Below are 19,294 nucleotides of genomic sequence, written 5' to 3' on the forward strand. Positions count from 1 at the left end.
CCCAGGAGGCCTGCGACGGACCGGCGTTCGGCTGCCGGGCGGCGTGCTCAGTTCTGGTGGGACTGGTAGTGGGCGACCGCGTCGGAGGTGCGCCCGGCTCCGTACACCCGGAGGAACTCTGCCAGTTCCGGGTGGGTCGGGGCGAGGGTGTCCGCCGCCTCGATGATGTCCCCCGCCGCGGACACCGAGCGCAGCAGTGACTGGATCTCACGCACCACGCGCTTCACCGTGGGCGCCCCGCCCGAAGTGGTGGTCGACTGCGTGGTGTTGCTGAGCACCGAGCCCCCTTGCGACTTCTTGATCTCGTCCATGCGTTCGGTGGCCTCGGCGGCGCTCACACTGCCGTCCGCGGCCTGACCGGCCAGATCCTGCAGCAGCTGTACGCGCTGGACCACCGCGGGATTGCCGATCTTGGCGCGCTGGCCGCTCATCAGCTGCGACAGCATGGGCGCCGACAGCCCCAGCACCCCCGCCAGACGGGCCTGGTTGAGACCCAGGTCGTCTATGAGCCTGCGGAAGAGCGCCCCCAGCGGCTCCCCGTACCAGTTCCGCTGCAGCTCCCGGGCTCTCGCGGTTGCTTCTTGCTGTGCGGCGTCCATGCGCGTCTCCCCATCGCTTCCCCAAGTACCGCGGTTCGCTCTAGCGAACCACGTCGTGCATCTTACGGAGAGTGGTCGTGTGCGGGGACCCCCAATCCTTTTGCGGGATACGGGGGGTGACCCGGTACTCTGGTCTGCGGTGGCGGTCCAGAGGGCGATCTTCTGGCGTATGCCCTCCCTTTCGGGGCCTTAGCTCAGTTGGTAGAGCGCTGTCTTTGCATGGCAGATGTCAGGGGTTCGACTCCCCTAGGCTCCACGGAAAGAACCCCCTTTGACCGGCTTTACGCAGGTCAAAGGGGGTTTTTGTGTGCGGAGAAGCCGAGGGCGGGCCGACGGCCGGTCCGTATGGGCTCCGGTCGCGGGAGCTCTGGCCCTCGGACACGTGATGCCGGACGCGGCGCCCGTGAAATTTTGATCTCAAGTTTTTTCACAGCCGTCCCTGCCCGGGGCGGTCCTGTTTCAACGGGTGCGGCGGAACCGGCACTTGACCGTCCGCTGTCACATGACGTGGCTTCGTCAACCTTCGCCCTACACCTTTCTGGGGCGCGGAGGGGTCTTGGGGCGCGTGTGCGGTGAAGTGCGTCACAGGGTTTTCGTTGCGATCTTTGCGATTGTTTGCGCAAAGGGGTGCCCGTGCCCGGGGCGGGTGGCCGCCGGGTGGCTGATCGAGGTGACGTGACGGTGGCATGCAGGAGTCGTGAAGGCTTGCGTGAGCTGCCGTGAACGGACATACGTAATCAGAGTATTGCGCTCCGTTAATCAGACCGGGATGAACGTTGCACAGGCGGTCGGTTGCAAACGTCATCGTGAGTGGAGGCGTGAAGAGAGCGCTCTCACGGCTGCCTGTACAAGGGCCGGTTGCACTGCGGCGTCCTCTGTTTCACGTGAAACATGACCGTGGGCACAACTGTGGGGCAGGAGGCGTCCGGCCTCCTGCCCCACAGTTGTTCGACAGATCCGGTGTCCGCGCCGGGCGCACGAGGTGTGCCCGGCGTGCCGGTCCGGTCAGCCGCGTTCCTGCTGGTTCGCCGCTTCCGTCTCGGCCTGCTTGGCCTGGACCTCGGGGTCGAGGTCCTCCTGGCCGCTGCCGTCGACCGCGGCCAGACGGCTGGTCTCCGGCACCTCCGTGGCGGCGGGCGGTTCGACCAGCCAGTCGGGGTTGGCCTGCTTGTCCCACCACTTCCAGGCGGCGAAGGCGCCACCGGCCAGGATGCCCAGAACGGCCAGTCGCTTGGTGAGGCGGCCGGCCCTGGCCCGCCGCTCGTGCTTGCGGACCAGCTTCTCGATCTCCTTGGCCGAGACCTGACCGCGCAGGGCCGCCAGGGCCGCCGCACTGCGGGAGGCCGCCTCCGCGCGAGCGGGTCCGGCCGCCGCCCGGGCCTGCTCGATCTTCGGACGGGAGTACTCCGCGGCCTGCCGGGCGGCCTTGCGCGTACGGACCGCGGCTTCGTGCGCGGTCTGGTCGACCTTCGGCGGCACATGGGTGAGTGCCTGCCCGATGCGTGGTGCGAGATGTGCGTCGTACTGGGTGCGTGCCTGTTCAGCGGCGGACGACACCTTGGGCGCGAGCTTCACACGCGCTTCGTGCGCGTAGTGGGTGGCTCGGTCCTTTGTCGTGTCGGCGTAGGGCGCCACCACTTCCGCGGCGTGCCGCACGCTGTCCTTCGCCGACTCGGCCGCCGCGCGCACGCTGTCCTTGCGGGTCACGGGATCCTCCTCCTCGGTGGCGTACATGGGGGATTGGGGCCGTCCCCCGGAAAGTCACAGTTCGCCTTTCCATCCTTATCCGGATCATGCCTGCCGGAGCGCTTCTGGGCATGCGAGGGCGGGCATCCGGGTCATGAATGGTGACTCCGGGAGTACTTGGTGCAATAACCGATCAATACGGTGCAACAGGAGCTTGCGACGACAATGCCACGGATCCCGGGACCGCGCGCCTGTTTGGTGCCGAGCAACCGAAGCGGATGAAGCAATCGGAGCAGGAGGGGCGGAAGCGGTCGTACGGCGGTGACGGAGGATCGGCGGCGCGGTACGTGCGAGGATCGGGGAGTCACAGAGGACAACGGAAGGCAGATCGTGGCCGAGCAGCTCTACGCCACCCTGAAGACCAATCACGGCGACATCGAAGTGCGGCTCCTGCCGAACCACGCGCCCAAAACGGTCCGCAACTTCGTCGAACTCGCCACGGGCGAGCGTGAGTGGACCAACCCGGCCACGGGTGCCAAGTCCAAGGACAGGCTCTACGACGGCACGGTCTTCCACCGGGTGATCAGCGGCTTCATGATCCAGGGCGGCGACCCGCTGGGCAACGGCACCGGCGGCCCCGGCTACGAGTTCGAGGACGAGTTCCACCCGGACCTGGCCTTCGACAAGCCGTACCTGCTGGCCATGGCGAACGCCGGCCCGGGCACCAACGGCTCCCAGTTCTTCATCACCGTCTCCCCGACGGCGTGGCTGACCCGCAAGCACACCATCTTCGGCGAGGTCACCGGGGCCGGCCAGAAGATCGTGGACGGCATCGCGACGGTGCAGACCAACCCGCGCACCGACCGCCCCGTCAAGGACGTCGTCATCGAGTCGGTCGTCGTGGAGACCCGCTGAGGACCGTGGGGATCTGCTGGGGGGCCCGTAGGGCCCCGCTGAGGATCAAGACCCGTCGGTGAGCCTCCTCCGGCCCTGCGCCGGAGGCTCCCGGAGGGAACCAAACGCCCCGCCCGTCCGTAGGGATGAGCGGGGCGGTGCGTTGCGTACCCCGTGTGCACGGAAGGATGAGGGGACCCGATGGATCAGGCGCCAGGCAGCCCGCAGGGACCGCAGGATGCCCCGAGTCTGCCCACCTGCTACCGGCACCCGGACCGGGAGACCGGCATCCGCTGCGTCCGGTGCGAGCGGCCCATCTGTCCGGAGTGCATGATCAGCGCCTCGGTCGGCTTCCAGTGCCCCGAGTGTGTCCGGGACGGTTCCGGCACGGGCCACGCGGCCGGCGCCGCACAGCCCCGCACCATCGCGGGCGGCACGATCGCCGCGGACCCCCGCCTCTTCACCAAGATCCTCGTCGGGCTCAACATCGCCCTCTTCCTGGTCCAGCTGCGCGCGGGCGACCGCTTCACAAACAACTTCTTCCTGATCGGCCAGGCGCCCCTGCCGGGCCTCGAAGGTCTCCAGGGAGTCGCCGAGGGCCAGTGGTACCGGCTGGTCACGGCGATGTTCCTGCACGACAGCCACAGCTACTTCCACATCCTCTTCAACATGGTCAGCCTGTGGTGGATCGGCGGCCCGCTGGAGGCGGCGCTCGGCCGCGCCCGCTATCTCGCCCTGTACATGGTCTCCGGTCTCGCGGGCAGCGCGCTCACGTATCTGCTGGCCGCGCCGAACCAGCCCTCGCTCGGTGCCTCCGGTGCGATCTTCGGCCTCTTCGGCGCGACCGCCGTCCTGATGCGCCGGCTCAACTACGACATGCGCCCGGTCATCGCCCTGCTGGTGATCAACCTGATCCTCACCTTCGGGTGGAGCAACATCGCCTGGCAGGCCCACATCGGCGGGCTCGTCGGCGGTGTCCTCGTCGGGTACGCGATGGTCCACGCGCCCCGGGAGCGACGGGCGCTGATCCAGTACGGCGCGTGTGCGCTGGTGCTGCTCGCGGTGGTGGTCATGACACTCGTCAGGACGGGTCAGCTCACCTGAGCCGCGCGCGCCGGGCCCTCTCCACAGACGTGGGGAAGCCCGGAACGTCTCCACAGGCTCTCCACAGGCTGAGGAGGACACAGGCCGCGAAAGCGCGGTCGGGGCGGCGCTCGAAGTCCTCGGACATCCACGTTGTCCACAGACCGTGGCGGATCTTGTGCATGCTGTTGGGGAACACGTGTGCCCCTCGCCTCTGATCTGGGTTTCCCCAGGCGGGACGGGGGGCGAACAAGCTTCCGGATCCCGGTAGGTCAGTCGTACCGGCGTCAACACAGCGTCAACCCAAGCGGGTTATCCACAGATCGTGTGAACTTTTCCCCAGTGTGGAAATCTCTGTGGATAACTCAGGGGACGGCTTGGGCCAGGGCTTGCGGAAAAGGGCCCGTACGAGATCCGTACGAGCCCTCGACCTGCCGAGCGGGCGTTACTTCCACTGTGTGGAGACGCCGAAGCCCGCCGCGATGAAACCGAAGCCGACCACGATGTTCCAGTTGCCCAGCGAGTCGATCGGCAGGGAACCGTCCGTCACGTAGAACACCACGATCCAGGCCAGGCCGATGAGGAACAGGGCCAGCATGACCGGGGCGACCCAGGCACGGCTGTTCAGATTGATGTTGGTCGCCTGCTTCGCCGGGGGCGGCGTGTAGTCGGCCTTCTTGCGGATACGTGACTTCGGCACGAGGGTCTCTCCTGTCGATGCGCTGCGTGGCCGCGCAGGGAACGGGGGCTGCTCCGGGCAGCGTACAAGGGGACTCCTACGGCTCCCCCGGGCGTCCGTTAGCGTAGTGCTTCCGCGGCGCCGAAGGAGATAAGGGTACGTTGAGCAATTCTGCCGACTCTCCCCAGCCGGGTTCCGATTCCCCCCGGCAGGGTTCCGGTCCCGGCCGCAACGGGCGTTTCCGGCCGGTGCGGCTGCTGACCGTGGCCGTTTTCGCGCTGGCCGGACTGATCTTCTTCACCAGCTTCGACACGGCCAAGGGCACCAACATCCGTACGGACGCCTCGCTGCTGAAGCTCTCCGACCTCATCCAGGAGCGCAGCCACAAGAACGGGCAGCTCGACGAGAGCAACGGATCGCTGCGCGACGACGTGGAGACCCTCGCCGAGCGGGACAACGGCAGCACCGCGACCGAGGCGGCCGAACTCGCCGCCCTGGAGAAGAACGCGGGCACGCAGAAGCTCAAGGGCGAGGCTCTGACCGTCACCCTCGACGACGCCCCGCCGAACGCGACGGCCAAGCTCCCCGGCTACCCCGAGCCGCAGCCCGACTACCTGGTCATCCACCAGCAGGACCTGCAGGCCGTGGTCAACGCCCTGTGGCAGGGCGGAGCCGAGGGGATCAAGGTCATGGACCAGCGGCTGATCTCCACCAGCGCCGTCCGCTGCGTCGGCAACACCCTGATCCTCCAGGGCCGCGTCTACTCGCCCCCGTACAGGATCCAGGCGGTCGGGGACCCGGAAAAGCTGGAGAAGGCCCTCACGGAGTCCCCCGCCATCCAGAACTACATGGTGTACGTCAACGTCTACGGGCTCGGCTGGAAGGTCGAGGAGAACGGGAGGACGACGCTGCCCGGCTACTCGGGCACGGTGGACCTCCACCATGCCGAGCCCGTGGAACCGTAGCGGAACCATCGGCAAGCCCGTGGCGCGGCCGCCGTCGGGGTAGAAGGCTGTGGAGCAGGGGAACAGCTGCCGCGGGGGGACGTCGTGTCGGTACGGGTGGTCGTCAGGACGTTCAGCGAGCTGTGCGTCACGGTCGGCACCGTGATCGTGCTCTTCGTCGTGTACGTGCTGTTCTGGACGGGCGTGAAGGCCGACACCGCGATGGACGACCAGATCGCGCAGCTGGAGGAGCAGTGGGCGAAGGGCTCCGTGACCGCCGGTCCCGGCGAGCCGGGACCCGCGCGGAGCCAGGGGGCGGCTCCCCGGAAAACCGCCGCCTACAGGGACGGCAGGCCCTTCGCCGTGATGTACGTCCCCCGGCTCGGTTCCACCTGGCACAAGCCCGTGCTCGAGGGTACGAGGACGAAGACCCTGAAGAAGGGCCTGGGCCACTACGCGAGCACCGCGCGGCTCGGTGAGCGGGGGAACTTCGCCGTCGCCGGACACCGCCGGACCTACGGGGACCCGTTCAAGGACTTCCCCAGGTTGCGCCGGGGGGACGCGGTGGTGCTGACCGACGGCACGTCCTGGTTCACGTACCGCGTCGACGCCGGGCCGTACCGGACGCTGCCGGGTGACACCGCGGTCGTCGACCCCGTACCGGAGAAGTCCGGGTACACGCGAGAGGGCCGTTATCTGACGCTGACCACCTGTGACCCCGAATGGGGCCACAGTCACCGGCTGATCGTCTGGGCACATCTTGACGGAACCCAGCCCGTGGAGGCTGGGAAACCGGCGGCTCTACGCCGTTAGTCTGGGTGGGTACGGCGTGAGTCTGGTGCCGTGGTGCGACGGAAGGGACGGCATGTACGGCTTTATCTGGCGGCATCTGCCGGGGAACACGTGGATCAAGGCGCTGCTCTCGATCGTGCTGGCCCTCGCGGTGGTCTACGTGCTCTTCCAGTACGTCTTCCCGTGGGCCGAACCGCTGCTCCCCTTCAACGATGTGACGGTGGACAACCAGTGACCGCGCGCATTCTCGTCGTCGACAACTACGACAGCTTCGTCTTCAACCTGGTCCAGTACCTCTACCAGCTCGGCGCCGAGTGCGAGGTGCTGCGCAACGACGAGGTGGCGATGGCGCACGCGCAGGACGGGTTCGACGGCGTGCTGCTGTCGCCCGGCCCCGGTACCCCCGAGCAGGCGGGGGTCTGCGTCGAGATGGTGCGGCACTGCGCCGCGACCGGGGTCCCCGTCTTCGGGGTCTGCCTCGGAATGCAGTCGATCCAGGTGGCGTACGGCGGCGTGGTGGACCGCGCGCCCGAGCTGCTGCACGGAAAGACCTCGCTCGTCGAGCACGTGGGTGGGGGCGTGTTCGCCGGGCTGCCGTCCCCGTTCACCGCCACCCGCTACCACTCGCTGGCCGCCGAGCCGACGACCGTGCCGGCCGATCTCGAGGTCACGGCCCGTACCCACGACGGGATCATCATGGGTCTGCGCCATCGTGAACTGCCGGTCGAGGGAGTGCAGTTCCACCCCGAGTCGGTACTGACCGAGCACGGTCACCACATGCTGGCCAACTGGCTGACCGAGTGCGGTGACCAGGGCGCCGTGACCAGGTCGGTGGGGCTCGCCCCGGTGGTGGGCAGGGTCACGGCGTGACCGCCCTGCGCCCCGAGCGCGACAGTGCCGCCCCGTACGGCGAGGACGCCGGGTACGGGGGCGCTGCGGCGTTCGAGGTGCCGGGCGCCTACGGGGGCGCGGCGCCCTTCGAGGCGGCTCCGGGGCCGGTGGCCGACGGCCGGGCGGGCGGCGCGATGCAGGCCGCCGTGGACGGGCTGGCCGACCCGCTCAGCGACCCCCTGCCGGGCCGGCGGCAGCCGGTGGCGTCCGAGCAGGGGTGGTACGACCCGCAGCCGTACGCGGCCCAGACGTACGCGGCGCAGACGGCGGCGCAGACGTACGACCCGGACTGGAGCGTCGGGCAGAACGCGTCGGCGTACGCGGAGCCGGGCGGCCGTGCGCCCGCGGAGCCCGCGCACGGCCACTCCGCGCCGCAGCCGCCGTACGGGGCACCGCAGCCCCAGCAGTCCTACGCGCGGCCGCAGTCCGGGCCGCAGCAGGTCCGGGCCCAGCAGTCCTACGGCCGGGGCCAGGCGGGGCCCGCCGCCGTGGACCCGCAGTCCGCGTACACCGGGTCCCCGCGGTCGTACGGGCAACCGCAGGCGGCGTACCCGTACGAGACGGCCCACGCGTCCGCCGGGGCACCCGCCGCGTCCGTCGCGCCTCCGTCCTCCGAGGAGACGGTCGCGCTGCGTGTTGCCGACATCGGGTCCGCGACCGGTCCGGCGGCGTCCTCGGCGCCCTCAGCGCCTTCTGCGGGCTCCGCAGCGGCTCCCGGCGCTCCCGGTGCCTCCGGCGGCCGTGCGGCCCGGCGCAAGGCCTCCAGGCGCCATGGAAGGCACGGCGGGACCGACGCCGGCGAGGCGCACGAGGCGCACGGTGCACATGCGGCGGCCGACACGGCCGACGCGCCCGTCTCGCGCGCGGCGGCCAGGCGTGCGGCCAAGGCGCGCAAGCCCGGGGCGGCCGTGATGGCCAGCCGGGTGATCGGTGAGGTCTTCATCACGACCGGTGTGCTGATGCTGCTGTTCGTGACCTACCAGCTGTACTGGACGAACATCCGCGCCCACGCGCAGGCCGACAGCGAGGCGAGCAGCCTGCAGGACGACTGGGCGAGCGGCAAGGGGAAGCCGGGGACGTTCGAGCCCGGCCAGGGCTTCGCCCTCCTGCACATCCCCAAGCTCGACGTGGTGGTGCCGATAGCCGAGGGCATCGACAAGAAGCGGGTGCTGGACCGCGGCATGGTCGGCCACTACGCCGAGGAGGGCGTGAAGACCGCGATGCCGGACGCCAAGAAGGGCAACTTCGGGCTCGCGGGCCACCGCAACACGCACGGGGAACCGTTCCGGTACATCAACCGCCTCGAGCCGGGCGACCCGATCGTCGTCGAGACGCAGGACAAGTACTTCGTCTACAAGATGTCCTCGATCCTGCCGGTGACGTCGCCGAGCAACACGGCCGTCCTGGACGAGATCCCCAAGGGGTCGACCTTCAGGAAGGCGGGCCGCTACATCACGCTCACCACGTGCACCCCGGAGTTCACCAGTAAGTACCGGATGATCGTCTGGGGCACGATGGTCGAGGAGCGGCCGCGCGACCAGGGCAAACCGGAAGCACTCGTCGGCTGAGCGTGCGTGCGGCAGGATCTTGAACAGCTTTCCGAGACACCAGACGGGGAAAACGCAGTGGCAGCGACGACCGACCACGAAGAGCACACGGACGCGCCGGCATCCGCGCCCCCGCCGCGGCGGCGCGGCGGCGGCGGCGGGTTCGCGACGGCCGTCAGCGTCCTGGGCGAACTCCTCATCACCGCGGGTCTGGTCCTCGGCCTGTTCGTCGTCTACTCGCTGTGGTGGACGAACGTGGTGGCGGACCGCGAGGCCGACAAACAGGGCGACAAGGTGCGCGACCACTGGGCCGAGGGCCGCGGTCCGGTCGGGCTGGACACCAAGGACGGCATCGGCTTCCTGCACGTCCCGGCGATGGGGAACGGCGAGGTGCTGGTCAAGAAGGGCACCGCCACGAAGCTGCTCAACGACGGCATCGCCGGTTACTACACGAACCCCGTCAAGTCCGCCCTCCCGCAGGACAAGAAGGGCAACTTCTCGCTGGCCGCCCACCGCGACGGCCACGGGGCGAAGTTCCACAACATCGACAAGATCGAAAAGGGCGACGCGATCGTCTTCGAGACCAAGGACGAGTGGTACGTCTACAAGGTCTACGCGACGCTCCCCGAGACGTCGAAGTACAACATCAAGGCGCTCGCGCCCGTCCCCGAGGAGTCGGGCAGGCGGAAGGCGGGCCGCTACATCACGCTGACGACCTGCACGCCGGTCTACACGTCCCGCTACCGGTACGTGGTCTGGGGCGAGCTGGACCGGGTGGAGAAGGTGGACGACGAGCGGACGCCCCCGGCGGAGCTGCGCTGATGCGACCGGGTCCCCCGAAGGACGTACGGCGGCGTTCCTGAGGCTCGTGTGCCGGGCAGCACGCGAGGTGCGGCGGGCGGACAGGGACACATGAAGACGCGGTCGGACACGACGAAGCCCCGGTGCCCTCCTGCGAGGGTGCCGGGGCTTCGTCGTGTCGTGGTCCGGTGGGACCGGCCGGGCGTCAGCCCGAGGAGCCGCCCAGGAAGCCGCCGCCGTTGCCGTTGCCGCCGTTGTCGTTCTGTGCGCCGACCGTGACGAGGTTGACCTTGTCGCCGGGCTTCACCTCGTTGCCCTCACCCGGGTCGCTGGCCAGGACGAGGGAGTTGTCGTCCTGCGATCCGTTGATGTTGCCGACCTGGAGCTGGTTCTGCGAGAGCACCTGCTTGGCCTGGGCGAGGGTCATCTGGGTGACCTTCGGCATGGCGAACTTCTGCGGTTCCTCCTCCTTCTTCGCCTTGCCGATCTGGATGGTCACCGTGGAACCGGGATCCACCGGCGAGCCCGCCTGCGGCGAGGTCGCGATGACCTTGCCGACCAGGTTGTCGTCGTCGGTCTCCACCTCGGTGCAGTTGCCGGTGAGGTCGTTCTGCTCCATCCGGGCCTTCGCCTGGTCACAGCTCTGACCGCCGACGTCCGGCACGGTGGACTGCTTCTTCTCCTTGGCGACGGTGAGGGTGATCGTGGAACCCTTCTCCACCTCCTCGCCCGAGGACGGGTCCTGGTCCAGGACGGTGCCGGGGTCCTCGCTGGACTCCTTGCTCTCCGTCTTGACGTCGAACCCGTACTTGTCGCCCTCAAGTTTCTTGGTGGCGGCTTCGACCGAGTCGTCGATGACGTTCGGAACCGCCACCTTCGGCGCCCCCGTCGACACCGTCAGGGTGATCGTGTCGCCCTTCTTGACCTCGGTCTTCGCGGCCGGACTCTGGTCGCAGACACTGCCCTTGGGGGTGTCCTCGCACGGCTTCTCGTTGATCGTGAGTTCGAGCTCGCGGTTGGCCGCCAGCTGTTTGGCGTCGGCCACGGTCTGGTTCACGAAGTTGGGCGTGGGGAACGGATCGTCCCCGGCGTCGCCGTTCCCGCTGAAGACCCACATGCCGATGAGGACCGCGCCGACCAGCACGAGCACACCGGCCACGGCGAGGAGGATCGTCGAGGTGTTGTTCTTCTTCTGCTGACGCCGCCGGCCCGCCCGGTCGTCGTAGCCGAAGCCGCCGTCGTCCGGGTTGGTGGGCGGCAGCATCGTGGTGTGCTGGCCGTCCGAGGAGCGCATGGCCGTCGTCGGCTGGTCGTCCGGGTAACCGCCGTAGCCGACCGAGCCCATGGCCGCCGTCGCCGCGACGGGCTGGCCGTCGAGACAGGCCTCGATGTCGAGGCGCATCTCGTCGGCGGACTGGTAGCGGTAGTCCGGGTCCTTGGTGAGCGCCTTCAGGACGATGGCGTCCATCTCGGGCGTGATCTCGGGGTCGAAGACGCTCGGCGGCTGCGGTTCCTCGCGTACGTGCTGGTACGCGACCGCGACCGGGGAGTCCCCGATGAACGGCGGTCGCACGGTGAGGAGTTCGTACAGCAGGCAGCCCGCCGAGTACAGGTCGGAACGGGCGTCGACCGGCTCGCCCTTCGCCTGCTCGGGGGAGAGGTACTGCGCCGTCCCTATGACCGCCGCGGTCTGCGTCATCGTCATGCCGGAGTCGCCCATCGCACGGGCGATGCCGAAGTCCATGACCTTGACCTGGCCGTTGCGCGTCAGCATGACGTTCGCCGGCTTGATGTCGCGGTGGACGATGCCGGCGCGGTGCGAGTACTCGAGCGCCTGGAGGATGCCGATGGTCATCTCCAGGGTGCGCTCGGGCAGCAGCTTGCGCCCGGAGTGCAGCAGCTCGCGCAGCGTGGACCCGTCGACGTACTCCATCACGATGTACGGGATGGAGATGCCCTCGATGTAGTCCTCGCCGGTGTCGTACACGGCGACGATCGCGGGATGGTTGAGCGAGGCGGCCGACTGGGCCTCCCGGCGGAAGCGGGCCTGGAACGACGGGTCGCGTGCGAGGTCCGCCCGCAGCGTCTTCACCGCCACGGTGCGGCCGAGCCGGGTGTCATGGGCGAGGTGTACCTCCGCCATGCCACCACGGCCGAGCACATGGCCCAGCTCGTACCGGCCGCCGAGGCGACGCGGCTCTTCCATAGCTACCTACCAGCCTTTTCCGACGGTCCTGACCACACCACATGTGGTCCGGCGGTGTGCTGTCCGGGCATACCGTACCCGGACCGCCTTGACTGACCCGGCCACAACCGTCACCCGATACGAGACCGGTATCGCAACGTGCACCGATGCGAGGGGGACGTGAGCGGGGTCACTTCTTGCTGTCGACGACTGCCTTCATCACGTCCCTCGCGATCGGAGCGGCGAGACCACCGCCGGAGATGTCGTCACGGTTGGCGCTCTCGTCCTCGACCACCACGGCGACGGCGACCGGAGAGCTGCCGTCGTCGAGTTTCGCGTACGAGATGAACCACGCGTACGGGTTCTCGCTGTTCTCGACACCGCGCTGCGCGGTACCGGTCTTGCCGCCGACGGTGACGCCGCCCTCGTTGATGTCGCCCTTGGTGCCGGTGCCTTCCTTGACGACCGTCTCCATCATCGACTGGAGGATCTGGGCGTTCTTCTCGGAGAGCGGCTCGCTCATCTTCTCGGGGTCGGTCTGCTCGATGACGTCGAGGCCCGGCGCCTGGAGCTTGTCGACCATGTACGGCTTCATGAGCGTGCCGTCGTTGGCGACGGCCGAGGCCACCATGGCCATCTGCAGCGGGGTCGTCGCGGTCTCGAACTGGCCGATGGAGCTGAGCGCGGTCTGCGGCCGGTCCATCTTCTCGGGGAAGACGGAGGCGCTGGAGCGGACCGGCACGAACTGCTCCTCGTTGAAGCCGAACTTCTTGGCCGTCTCCAGCATGTCCTCCTTGCCGACGTCGACGCCCAGCTTGCCGAAGACGGTGTTGCAGGAGACGCGCAGCGCCTCGCGCAGCGTCGCGTTCTTGCAGGGGATGTTCCCCTCGTTCTTCAGCTCGGTGGTGGTGTCCGGCAGGGTGTACGGCAGTGGCGAGTCGGTTTTCTCGTCGGCGCTGTCGACGATGCCGTGCTCCAGCGCCGCCGCGGCCGTGACCACCTTGAAGGTCGACCCGGGCGGGTAGATCTCGCGCAGCGCCCGGTTCTGCATCGGGTCGTCGGGGTTGTTCTTCTTCTGGAGCTTGTTCCAGGCCTTGCCGTCGACCTTGGTGGAGTTGCCGGCGAACTTCGACGGGTCGTACGAGGGGGTGGAGGCCAGCGCCAGGATCGCGCCGGTCTCCGGGTCGATCGCGGCGACGGCGCCCTTGCCCTGCCTCAGCAGGCCGTTGTACGCGGCCTTCTGCGCGGCGGCGTTGAGCGTGGTGACGACATTGCCGCCCTCCTGCTTCTTGCCGGTGATCATGTCGAGGGTGCGGCGGAAGAACAGCCGGTCGTCGTTGCCGGTGAGGATGCCGTCCTCGATGCTCTCCAACTGCGTGGCACCGAAGGCCTGCGAGGCGTAGCCCGTGACGGGGGCCCACATCGCGCCGTCCTTGTAGGTGCGCTTGTAGGCGAAGTCGTTGAAGTCGCCGCCGTTCGTCTTGGTGGACCCGGTGATCGGGTTGCCGTCGACGATGATGTCGCCGCGCGGGGTGGCGTAGCGCGCGATGGCGACGCGGCGGTTCTTCGTGTCGTCCTTCAGCGCGTCCGCCTGGACGTACTGGATCCAGTTGTCGCGGATGAGGAGGGCGAGGACGAGGAGTCCGCAGAAGATCGCGATCCGGCGCAGGGGCTTGTTCACGGTCGGACCACCTGGGTCATCTCGGCGTCGGGGTTGGGTGCGGGGGCCGGCGCGGGCCGGCGGGCGGTGTCGCTGATCCGGATCAGGATGCCGATGAGCGCCCAGTTGGCGATGACGGAGGAGCCTCCGTACGCCAGGAACGGCATCGTCATACCGGTCAGCGGGATCAGGCCCATGACGCCGCCGGCGACCACGAAGACCTGGAGGGCGAAGGCGCCGGACAGGCCGATGGCGAGCAGCTTGCCGAAGGGGTCGCGGGCGGCGAGGGCGGTGCGCACGCCGCGCTCCACGATCAGGCCGTACATCAGCAGGATCGCCATCACGCCCGCCAGGCCCAGCTCCTCGCCGAAGGTGGCGAGGATGAAGTCGGAGTTGGCGGCGAAGCCGATGAGGTCGGAGTTGCCCTGGCCGAGCCCGGTGCCGAGGGTGCCGCCGGAGCCGAAGGCCCACAGGGCCTGCATGGACTGCTCGGTGTGGCCGAAGACGCCCTGCTGGCTCAGCTCGTACTCGCGCATCGGGTCGAGCCAGGCCTGGACGCGCTGCTGGACGTGCGACTCGAAGGAGGCCACGCCGACGGCGCCGGCCGCGGACATCAGCATGCCGAAGACGATCCAGCTGGTCCGCTCGGTGGCGACGTACAGCATGATCACGAACATGCCGAAGAAGAGGAGCGAGGTACCGAGGTCGGTCTCGAAGACCAGGATCAGGATGGAGATGATCCAGACGACGATGATCGGGCCCAGGTCGCGTCCGCGCGGCAGGTAGATGCCCATGAAGCGGCGGCTTGCGAGGGCCAGCGCGTCGCGCTTCACCATCAGGTAGCCGGCGAAGAAGATCGCGAGGACGATCTTCGCGAACTCTCCGGGCTGGATGGTGAAGCCGGCGATCGAGATCCAGATCCTGGCGCCGAAGACGTTCAGGCCGAGGCCCGGGACCAGGGGCAGGAGCAGCAGGATCAGCGCGCCGACCATGGAGATGTAGGTGTAGCGCTGCAGGACGCGGTGGTCCTTGAGGAAGACCAGGACGGCCACGAAGAGGGCGACGCCCAGCGCGGAGTACAGCAGCTGGCGGGGGGCCGCCTCGACGAACGTGCTGCTCGCCTGCAGCCGCTTGGACTGGTCCAGGCGCCAGATGACGACGAGCCCGATGCCGTTGAGCAGCGTCGCCAGCGGCAGCATCAGCGGGTCCGCGTACGGTGCGAACTTCCGTACGACGATGTGGCCGACGCCGGCCAGCAGGCCGAGCCCGAGCCCGTAGCTCAGCAGGCCGGGCGGCACCGAGTCATTGATCGCCAGCCCGACGTTGGCGTAGGCGAACACCGGGATGACCACGGCGAACACGAGCAGCGCGAGCTCGGTGTTGCGCCGGCTCGGTGTGCCGATCGAGCCGATCGTGGACGTGTGGTGCGTCGGCGTGTTGGAAGTGCTGCTCATCGTGTGAAAGGGCCCCTCACGGCTGCTTACTGCTTACCGCACAGCGAGACCAGCTTCTGCTCTTCGTCGGAGAGGCTGGGGCCGGGTGTGGGCGTGGGTGCGGTCGTGGACTTGGACGGGTCGGGCGACGGACCGGACGGGGGCGCCGTCGGCGTCGGTGTGGCCTTGGACGCGACGGAGGTCCGTGTGGTTCCCGTGACCCCGCCGGCCTCGCCCTCGCCGGTCTTCGCGTTCTGCTCGCTCTCGGCCTTGCGGCGGTCGGCGTCCTTCTTGCACGCGGACGCCTGCGTCTCGAGCTCGTCGATCTTCGACCGGGCGTCCTTCAGACCGCCCTCGGTGATCGTCGCCTCGATCTGCTTCTGCTGGTACGGCGGCAGGTACTTGAGTTCGATCTTCGGGTAGTCCTTCTCCACCTTCGAGAGCGAGACCCAGGCGAGGTCCTGGCTGATGCCGCGGTACAGCGCGACGTGCTCGTCGTTGGCGCCCACGTAGTACTGCGTCTGCGTCCAGCGGTAGCCGCCGTACAGCCCGCCGCCGATGACGCCGAGCGCGAGCACGATGTAGAAGGATCTCTTCAGCCACTTCCGCCCGGAGCGCGGCTTGACGAAGTCCTCGTCGGAGTAGCCGGCGAACCCGTCGGTGGGTACGTACCCGGTGGTGTCGCCGCTGCCGGGCGGGCCGAACTCGCCGCCGCCCTGTCCGGGCACCTGGCGGCCGAGGCCGGAGGCACGGCCGGCGGGCGTCTGCATGGCGCCGTCGTCCTGCGACTGGAGCTGGTTCTCGGCGACCGCGCCCACGACGACGGGTACGTCGGAGAGCTGGCCGGCGAGGGTGTCGCCGCCGTCGATGTCGAGGACGTCGGCCACGATGACGGTGATGTTGTCGGGACCGCCGCCGCGCAGCGCCAGCTCGATCAGCTGCTGCACGGTCTCCTGGGGGCCCTGGTAGCTGGCGAGGGTGTCTTCCATCGTCTGGTGGGAGACGACCCCGGAGAGCCCGTCGGAGCAGATCAGGTACCGGTCGCCGGCCCGCACCTCACGGATGGAGAGGTCGGGCTCGACGTGGTCGCCGCTGCCCAGCGCGCGCATGAGGAGGGACCTCTGCGGGTGGGTGGTGGCCTCTTCCTCCGTGATGCGGCCCTCGTCGACGAGGCGCTGCACCCACGTGTGGTCCTGGGTGATCTGGGTGAGCACGCCGTCGCGCAGCAGGTAGGCGCGCGAGTCGCCGACGTGCACGAGGCCGAGCCGCTGGCCCGTCCACAGGAGGGCGGTGAGGGTGGTCCCCATGCCCTCGAGCTGGGGGTCCTCCTCGACCATCATCCTGAGCTGGTCGTTGGCGCGCTGCACGGCCGTGCCGAGGGAGGTGAGGATGTCGGAGCCGGGCACGTCGTCGTCGAGCGCCACGATGGTGGAGATCACCTCGGACGAGGCGACCTCACCGGCGGCCTGGCCGCCCATCCCGTCGGCGATCGCGAGCAGCCGTGGTCCGGCGTAACCGGAGTCCTCGTTGCCCTCTCGGATCATGCCCTTGTGCGATCCGGCGGCGAAGCGCAGTGACAGACTCATGCGCACCTCGCCCGTCGGCTCCGGGTACATCCGCACGGTGCCCACCCTCCGGTCGGGAGCGCGCCGGGATCCGCCGTGGGGACCGCCGCTGCTCGCTCGCTCCGCTCGCGCTCATTCATGACGTAGCACTACTTCCGCAGCTCGATGACGGTCTTGCCGATGCGGATCGGCGAGCCCAGCGGAACCGGCGTGGGAGTCGTCAGTCGGGTCCGGTCGAGATAGGTGCCGTTGGTGGACCCGAGATCCTCGACGATCCACTGGCCGTCCCGGTCCGGGTAGATCCTGGCATGTCTGCTGGATGCGTAGTCGTCGTCCAGCACGATGGTGCTGTCGTGTGCGCGCCCCAGCGTGATGGTCTGCCCCTGGAGGGCAACGGTCGTGCCCGTGAGGATGCCCTCGGAGACGACCAGTTTGGTGGGAGCGCCGCGGCGCTGGCGGCTGCCGCCACCGGCCGCCGCCTGCTGGCGCTGCGGTGGTGGCGCGGTCTGGCGCGCGGCCTGCTGCGGCCGCTGGGCTTCCCGTCGCGACCCGCGCTGTGTGACACGCGTTCCGAACAGGTCGCTGCGGATGACCTGCACGGCCACGATCACGAACAGCCACAGTACGGCCAGGAAACCCAGCCGCATGACCGTGAGGGTCAGCTCTGACATTGCCCCCGCTTCACCCTTCGGCTTGCCGGTAAATGATGGTGGTGCTGCCCACGACGATCCGCGAGCCGTCGCGGAGCGTAGCGCGGGTGGTGTGCTGTCCGTCCACCACGATGCCGTTGGTGGACCCGAGATCCTGGATCGTAGAGGGCGTTCCGGTCCGGATCTCGCAGTGCCGGCGTGAGACGCCGGGGTCGTCGATCCGCACGTCGGCTTCGGTGCTGCGGCCCAGCACGAGCGTCGGGCGGGAGATCTGATGGCGGGTGCCGTTGACTTCGATCCAGTGCCGTGTGCGTCCGCCCGGCTGCGGGGCCGCGGCGGGCCGCTGGCCCGCTGGTGCGGCGCCCGGACGCCCGCCGGGCGGCGGTGCGGCAGGCATGGGGGGAGCGGCCGCGGGCGGGTAGCCGTAGCCGCCGGCCTGGCCGCGGGCGGCCGCCGGGGGCGGGCCCGCGGGGGCGCGCTCGGAGGTGACGGCCTGCTGGTTGGCGGCCTGCTGGTTCGCGGAGGAGGCGAGCGTGCGACTGCGCACCCGGTACAGGCCGGTGTCGAGGTCGTCCGCCTTCTCCAGGTGGACCTTGATGGTGCCCATAAAGGTGTAGCGCTGCTGCTTGGCGTAGTCGCGCACCATGCCGGCCAGCTCGTCGCCGAGCTGGCCCGAGTAGGGGCTGAGCCGCTCGAAGTCCGGCGTGCTCAGCTCCACGATGAAGTCGTTGGGGACGACGGTCCGGTCGCGGTTCCAGATGGTGGCGTTGTTGTCGCACTCGCGCTGGAGTGCTCCCGCGATCTCCACGGGCTGGACCTCTGACTTGAACACCTTGGCGAAGGTGCCGTTGACCAGACCTTCGAGACGTTGCTCGAACTTCTTCAGGACTCCCATGGGGCACCTCCTCCTTCGTCGTTGCCCTGGTACTGCTCACTGATCGTATCCACGCGCCGGGAAATCGGCTGGTTCCCCCTGTCGGCCCGGTCGACAGATGTCGACGCGCACTGAAGTCCCCTCCCGGAGTTCCCGCCGAAGTCCCTCTTCGAACGCCCCCGGCGCACTCCGTATGGGGAGGATCGTAGAGGCGGCCCCACCACAGTGTCCCGCACCCGGCAGTGGACCCAGGCCCCCTCGTGGGGAGATGGCCCGGACCGGTACGAGGTTGATACGTGAACCGGTTCGGCTCGGTACGGGGAAAGGCGGGAACAGCCGGGAACGGTGAGGCCGGGGGCGTCACGGGAGTCGGCCCCGCCGGTGGCGGCGGGGCGCCGCGGGGGCCGGTGGCCCGGCCGCGGCCCTCCCGCCGGCCCCCGGAAACGGATGTGAATCCACCCCGGCCACCGTGCTAATCTTCTGCATGTCGGAAGGCGCTCACCCACCAGGTGGGACACGGAAGACACACCCAATGCGCGGGTGGCGGAATAGGCAGACGCGCTGGATTCAGGTTCCAGTGCCCGAAAGGGCGTGGGGGTTCAACTCCCCCCTCGCGCACCATGAAGAACCGATGAAGCGGGTCTTCGCCGGAGACGAAAGTCCTGGCGGGGCCCGCTTCTCGTATGTCCACCTGCATGTCCCCCGGATGTCCACCCGCATCTCGGTCCGAACCGATGACGGTCGGAGTCGGCAGAGGTGCGAACCGGCAGCGGTGCGACCTGGTGACGGCTCGACCTGGTGACGCTCCGGGCGGTGACACGACAGGGTCCCGGCGGTGAGCTATCTCACTGTTAAGGCCCTGTCTCCGCGCCGTGGATCACCGCTTCCGGGCGGCGCCAGACTGCGCCGGACCTTGTCTGATCCGGACCAACCGCCCTCCGCGCGCGGCGAGTTGTCCGCGAATTCCACCGCTATTGTCCTTGATCGGTAACGGACGCGTCCCAGGGGGAC

Annotated in this window: 17 protein-coding genes and 2 tRNA genes; 10 read left to right on the forward strand and 9 right to left on the reverse strand. The window is 69.0% G+C overall.

What is annotated here, in order from left to right; all coding sequences use genetic code 11:
• Window positions 1-47: 47 nt before the first annotated feature.
• On the reverse strand, window positions 48-599 hold the full coding sequence (locus QFZ75_RS19650; RefSeq protein WP_307538685.1) for a DNA-binding protein: 552 nt from the start codon (window positions 597-599) through the stop codon (window positions 48-50).
• Window positions 600-782: 183 nt separating this feature from the next.
• Here QFZ75_RS19650 and QFZ75_RS19655 point away from each other — a divergent pair.
• Window positions 783-855 (forward strand) — tRNA-Ala (locus tag QFZ75_RS19655).
• A 749-nt stretch (window positions 856-1,604) separates the two neighbouring features.
• Here the strand turns inward: QFZ75_RS19655 and QFZ75_RS19660 are convergent.
• Complete coding sequence (locus QFZ75_RS19660; RefSeq protein WP_307538686.1) at window positions 1,605-2,306, reverse strand: DUF5324 family protein; 702 nt, start codon at window positions 2,304-2,306, stop codon at window positions 1,605-1,607.
• Between the two features lie 369 nt (window positions 2,307-2,675).
• Between QFZ75_RS19660 and QFZ75_RS19665 the strand changes: the two genes are divergently transcribed.
• Together QFZ75_RS19665 and QFZ75_RS19670 are read left to right on the forward strand one after the other, a co-directional pair.
• Entirely contained in the window at window positions 2,676-3,200 is a 525-nt protein-coding gene (locus tag QFZ75_RS19665; RefSeq protein WP_307538688.1) for a peptidylprolyl isomerase, read from the forward strand.
• Window positions 3,201-3,380: 180 nt separating this feature from the next.
• On the forward strand, window positions 3,381-4,283 hold the full coding sequence (locus tag QFZ75_RS19670) for a rhomboid family intramembrane serine protease (RefSeq protein ID WP_307538689.1): 903 nt from the start codon (window positions 3,381-3,383) through the stop codon (window positions 4,281-4,283).
• A gap of 424 nt (window positions 4,284-4,707) precedes the next feature.
• On the opposite strand, the gene crgA is transcribed toward QFZ75_RS19670, so the two are convergent.
• Window positions 4,708-4,962, reverse strand: a complete 255-nt coding sequence (crgA, locus tag QFZ75_RS19675) for a cell division protein CrgA (protein ID WP_307538691.1) — start codon at window positions 4,960-4,962, stop codon at window positions 4,708-4,710.
• Between the two features lie 140 nt (window positions 4,963-5,102).
• Between crgA and QFZ75_RS19680 the strand changes: the two genes are divergently transcribed.
• The 6 genes from QFZ75_RS19680 (at window position 5,103) to QFZ75_RS19705 (ending at window position 9,937) form a co-directional block, all read left to right on the forward strand.
• Window positions 5,103-5,906 (forward strand): DUF881 domain-containing protein, encoded by an 804-nt coding sequence (locus QFZ75_RS19680; protein ID WP_307538693.1) that lies wholly within the window; start codon window positions 5,103-5,105, stop codon window positions 5,904-5,906.
• A gap of 84 nt (window positions 5,907-5,990) precedes the next feature.
• Window positions 5,991-6,698: a class E sortase gene (locus QFZ75_RS19685; protein WP_307538695.1), complete on the forward strand. Its 708-nt coding sequence runs from the start codon at window positions 5,991-5,993 to the stop codon at window positions 6,696-6,698.
• A gap of 16 nt (window positions 6,699-6,714) precedes the next feature.
• Entirely contained in the window at window positions 6,715-6,912 is a 198-nt protein-coding gene (locus tag QFZ75_RS19690; RefSeq protein ID WP_307538696.1) for a hypothetical protein, read from the forward strand.
• Complete coding sequence (locus QFZ75_RS19695) at window positions 6,909-7,547, forward strand: aminodeoxychorismate/anthranilate synthase component II (RefSeq protein WP_307538699.1); 639 nt, start codon at window positions 6,909-6,911, stop codon at window positions 7,545-7,547. The genes QFZ75_RS19690 and QFZ75_RS19695 overlap by 4 nt, the downstream gene beginning before the upstream one ends.
• A gap of 509 nt (window positions 7,548-8,056) precedes the next feature.
• Window positions 8,057-9,136 carry a class E sortase gene (locus QFZ75_RS19700; protein ID WP_307544605.1) on the forward strand — a complete coding sequence of 360 codons (1,080 nt, stop codon included), beginning with the start codon at window positions 8,057-8,059 and terminating at the stop codon, window positions 9,134-9,136.
• Between the two features lie 57 nt (window positions 9,137-9,193).
• The gene (locus QFZ75_RS19705) at window positions 9,194-9,937 is read left to right on the forward strand and encodes a class E sortase (protein WP_307538701.1); all 744 of its coding nucleotides are present in this window, start codon (window positions 9,194-9,196) and stop codon (window positions 9,935-9,937) included.
• A gap of 184 nt (window positions 9,938-10,121) precedes the next feature.
• Here QFZ75_RS19705 and pknB read toward each other — a convergent pair whose 3' ends face one another.
• The 6 genes from pknB to QFZ75_RS19735 form a co-directional block, all read right to left on the reverse strand.
• Window positions 10,122-12,122 (reverse strand): Stk1 family PASTA domain-containing Ser/Thr kinase, encoded by a 2,001-nt coding sequence (gene pknB, locus QFZ75_RS19710; protein ID WP_307538702.1) that lies wholly within the window; start codon window positions 12,120-12,122, stop codon window positions 10,122-10,124.
• A gap of 169 nt (window positions 12,123-12,291) precedes the next feature.
• Window positions 12,292-13,782: a penicillin-binding transpeptidase domain-containing protein gene (locus QFZ75_RS19715; RefSeq protein WP_307538705.1), complete on the reverse strand. Its 1,491-nt coding sequence runs from the start codon at window positions 13,780-13,782 to the stop codon at window positions 12,292-12,294.
• A complete protein-coding gene (locus QFZ75_RS19720) occupies window positions 13,779-15,215 on the reverse strand; it encodes an FtsW/RodA/SpoVE family cell cycle protein (protein ID WP_307538707.1) in 1,437 nt (478 codons plus the stop codon). The genes QFZ75_RS19715 and QFZ75_RS19720 overlap by 4 nt, the downstream gene beginning before the upstream one ends.
• A 26-nt stretch (window positions 15,216-15,241) precedes the next feature.
• On the reverse strand, window positions 15,242-16,780 hold the full coding sequence (locus QFZ75_RS19725) for a Stp1/IreP family PP2C-type Ser/Thr phosphatase (RefSeq protein WP_307538709.1): 1,539 nt from the start codon (window positions 16,778-16,780) through the stop codon (window positions 15,242-15,244).
• Window positions 16,781-16,908: 128 nt separating this feature from the next.
• Window positions 16,909-17,430 carry an FHA domain-containing protein gene (locus tag QFZ75_RS19730; RefSeq protein ID WP_307538711.1) on the reverse strand — a complete coding sequence of 174 codons (522 nt, stop codon included), beginning with the start codon at window positions 17,428-17,430 and terminating at the stop codon, window positions 16,909-16,911.
• A 10-nt stretch (window positions 17,431-17,440) separates the two neighbouring features.
• The gene (locus tag QFZ75_RS19735; protein ID WP_307538713.1) at window positions 17,441-18,304 is read right to left on the reverse strand and encodes a DUF3662 and FHA domain-containing protein; all 864 of its coding nucleotides are present in this window, start codon (window positions 18,302-18,304) and stop codon (window positions 17,441-17,443) included.
• Between the two features lie 513 nt (window positions 18,305-18,817).
• On the opposite strand from QFZ75_RS19735, the gene QFZ75_RS19740 reads away from it, so the two are divergent.
• Window positions 18,818-18,904 (forward strand) — tRNA-Leu (locus QFZ75_RS19740).
• Window positions 18,905-19,294 lie beyond the last annotated feature (390 nt).

The sequence above is a fragment of the Streptomyces sp. V3I8 genome (assembly GCF_030817535.1).
Lineage (GTDB): Bacteria > Actinomycetota > Actinomycetes > Streptomycetales > Streptomycetaceae > Streptomyces.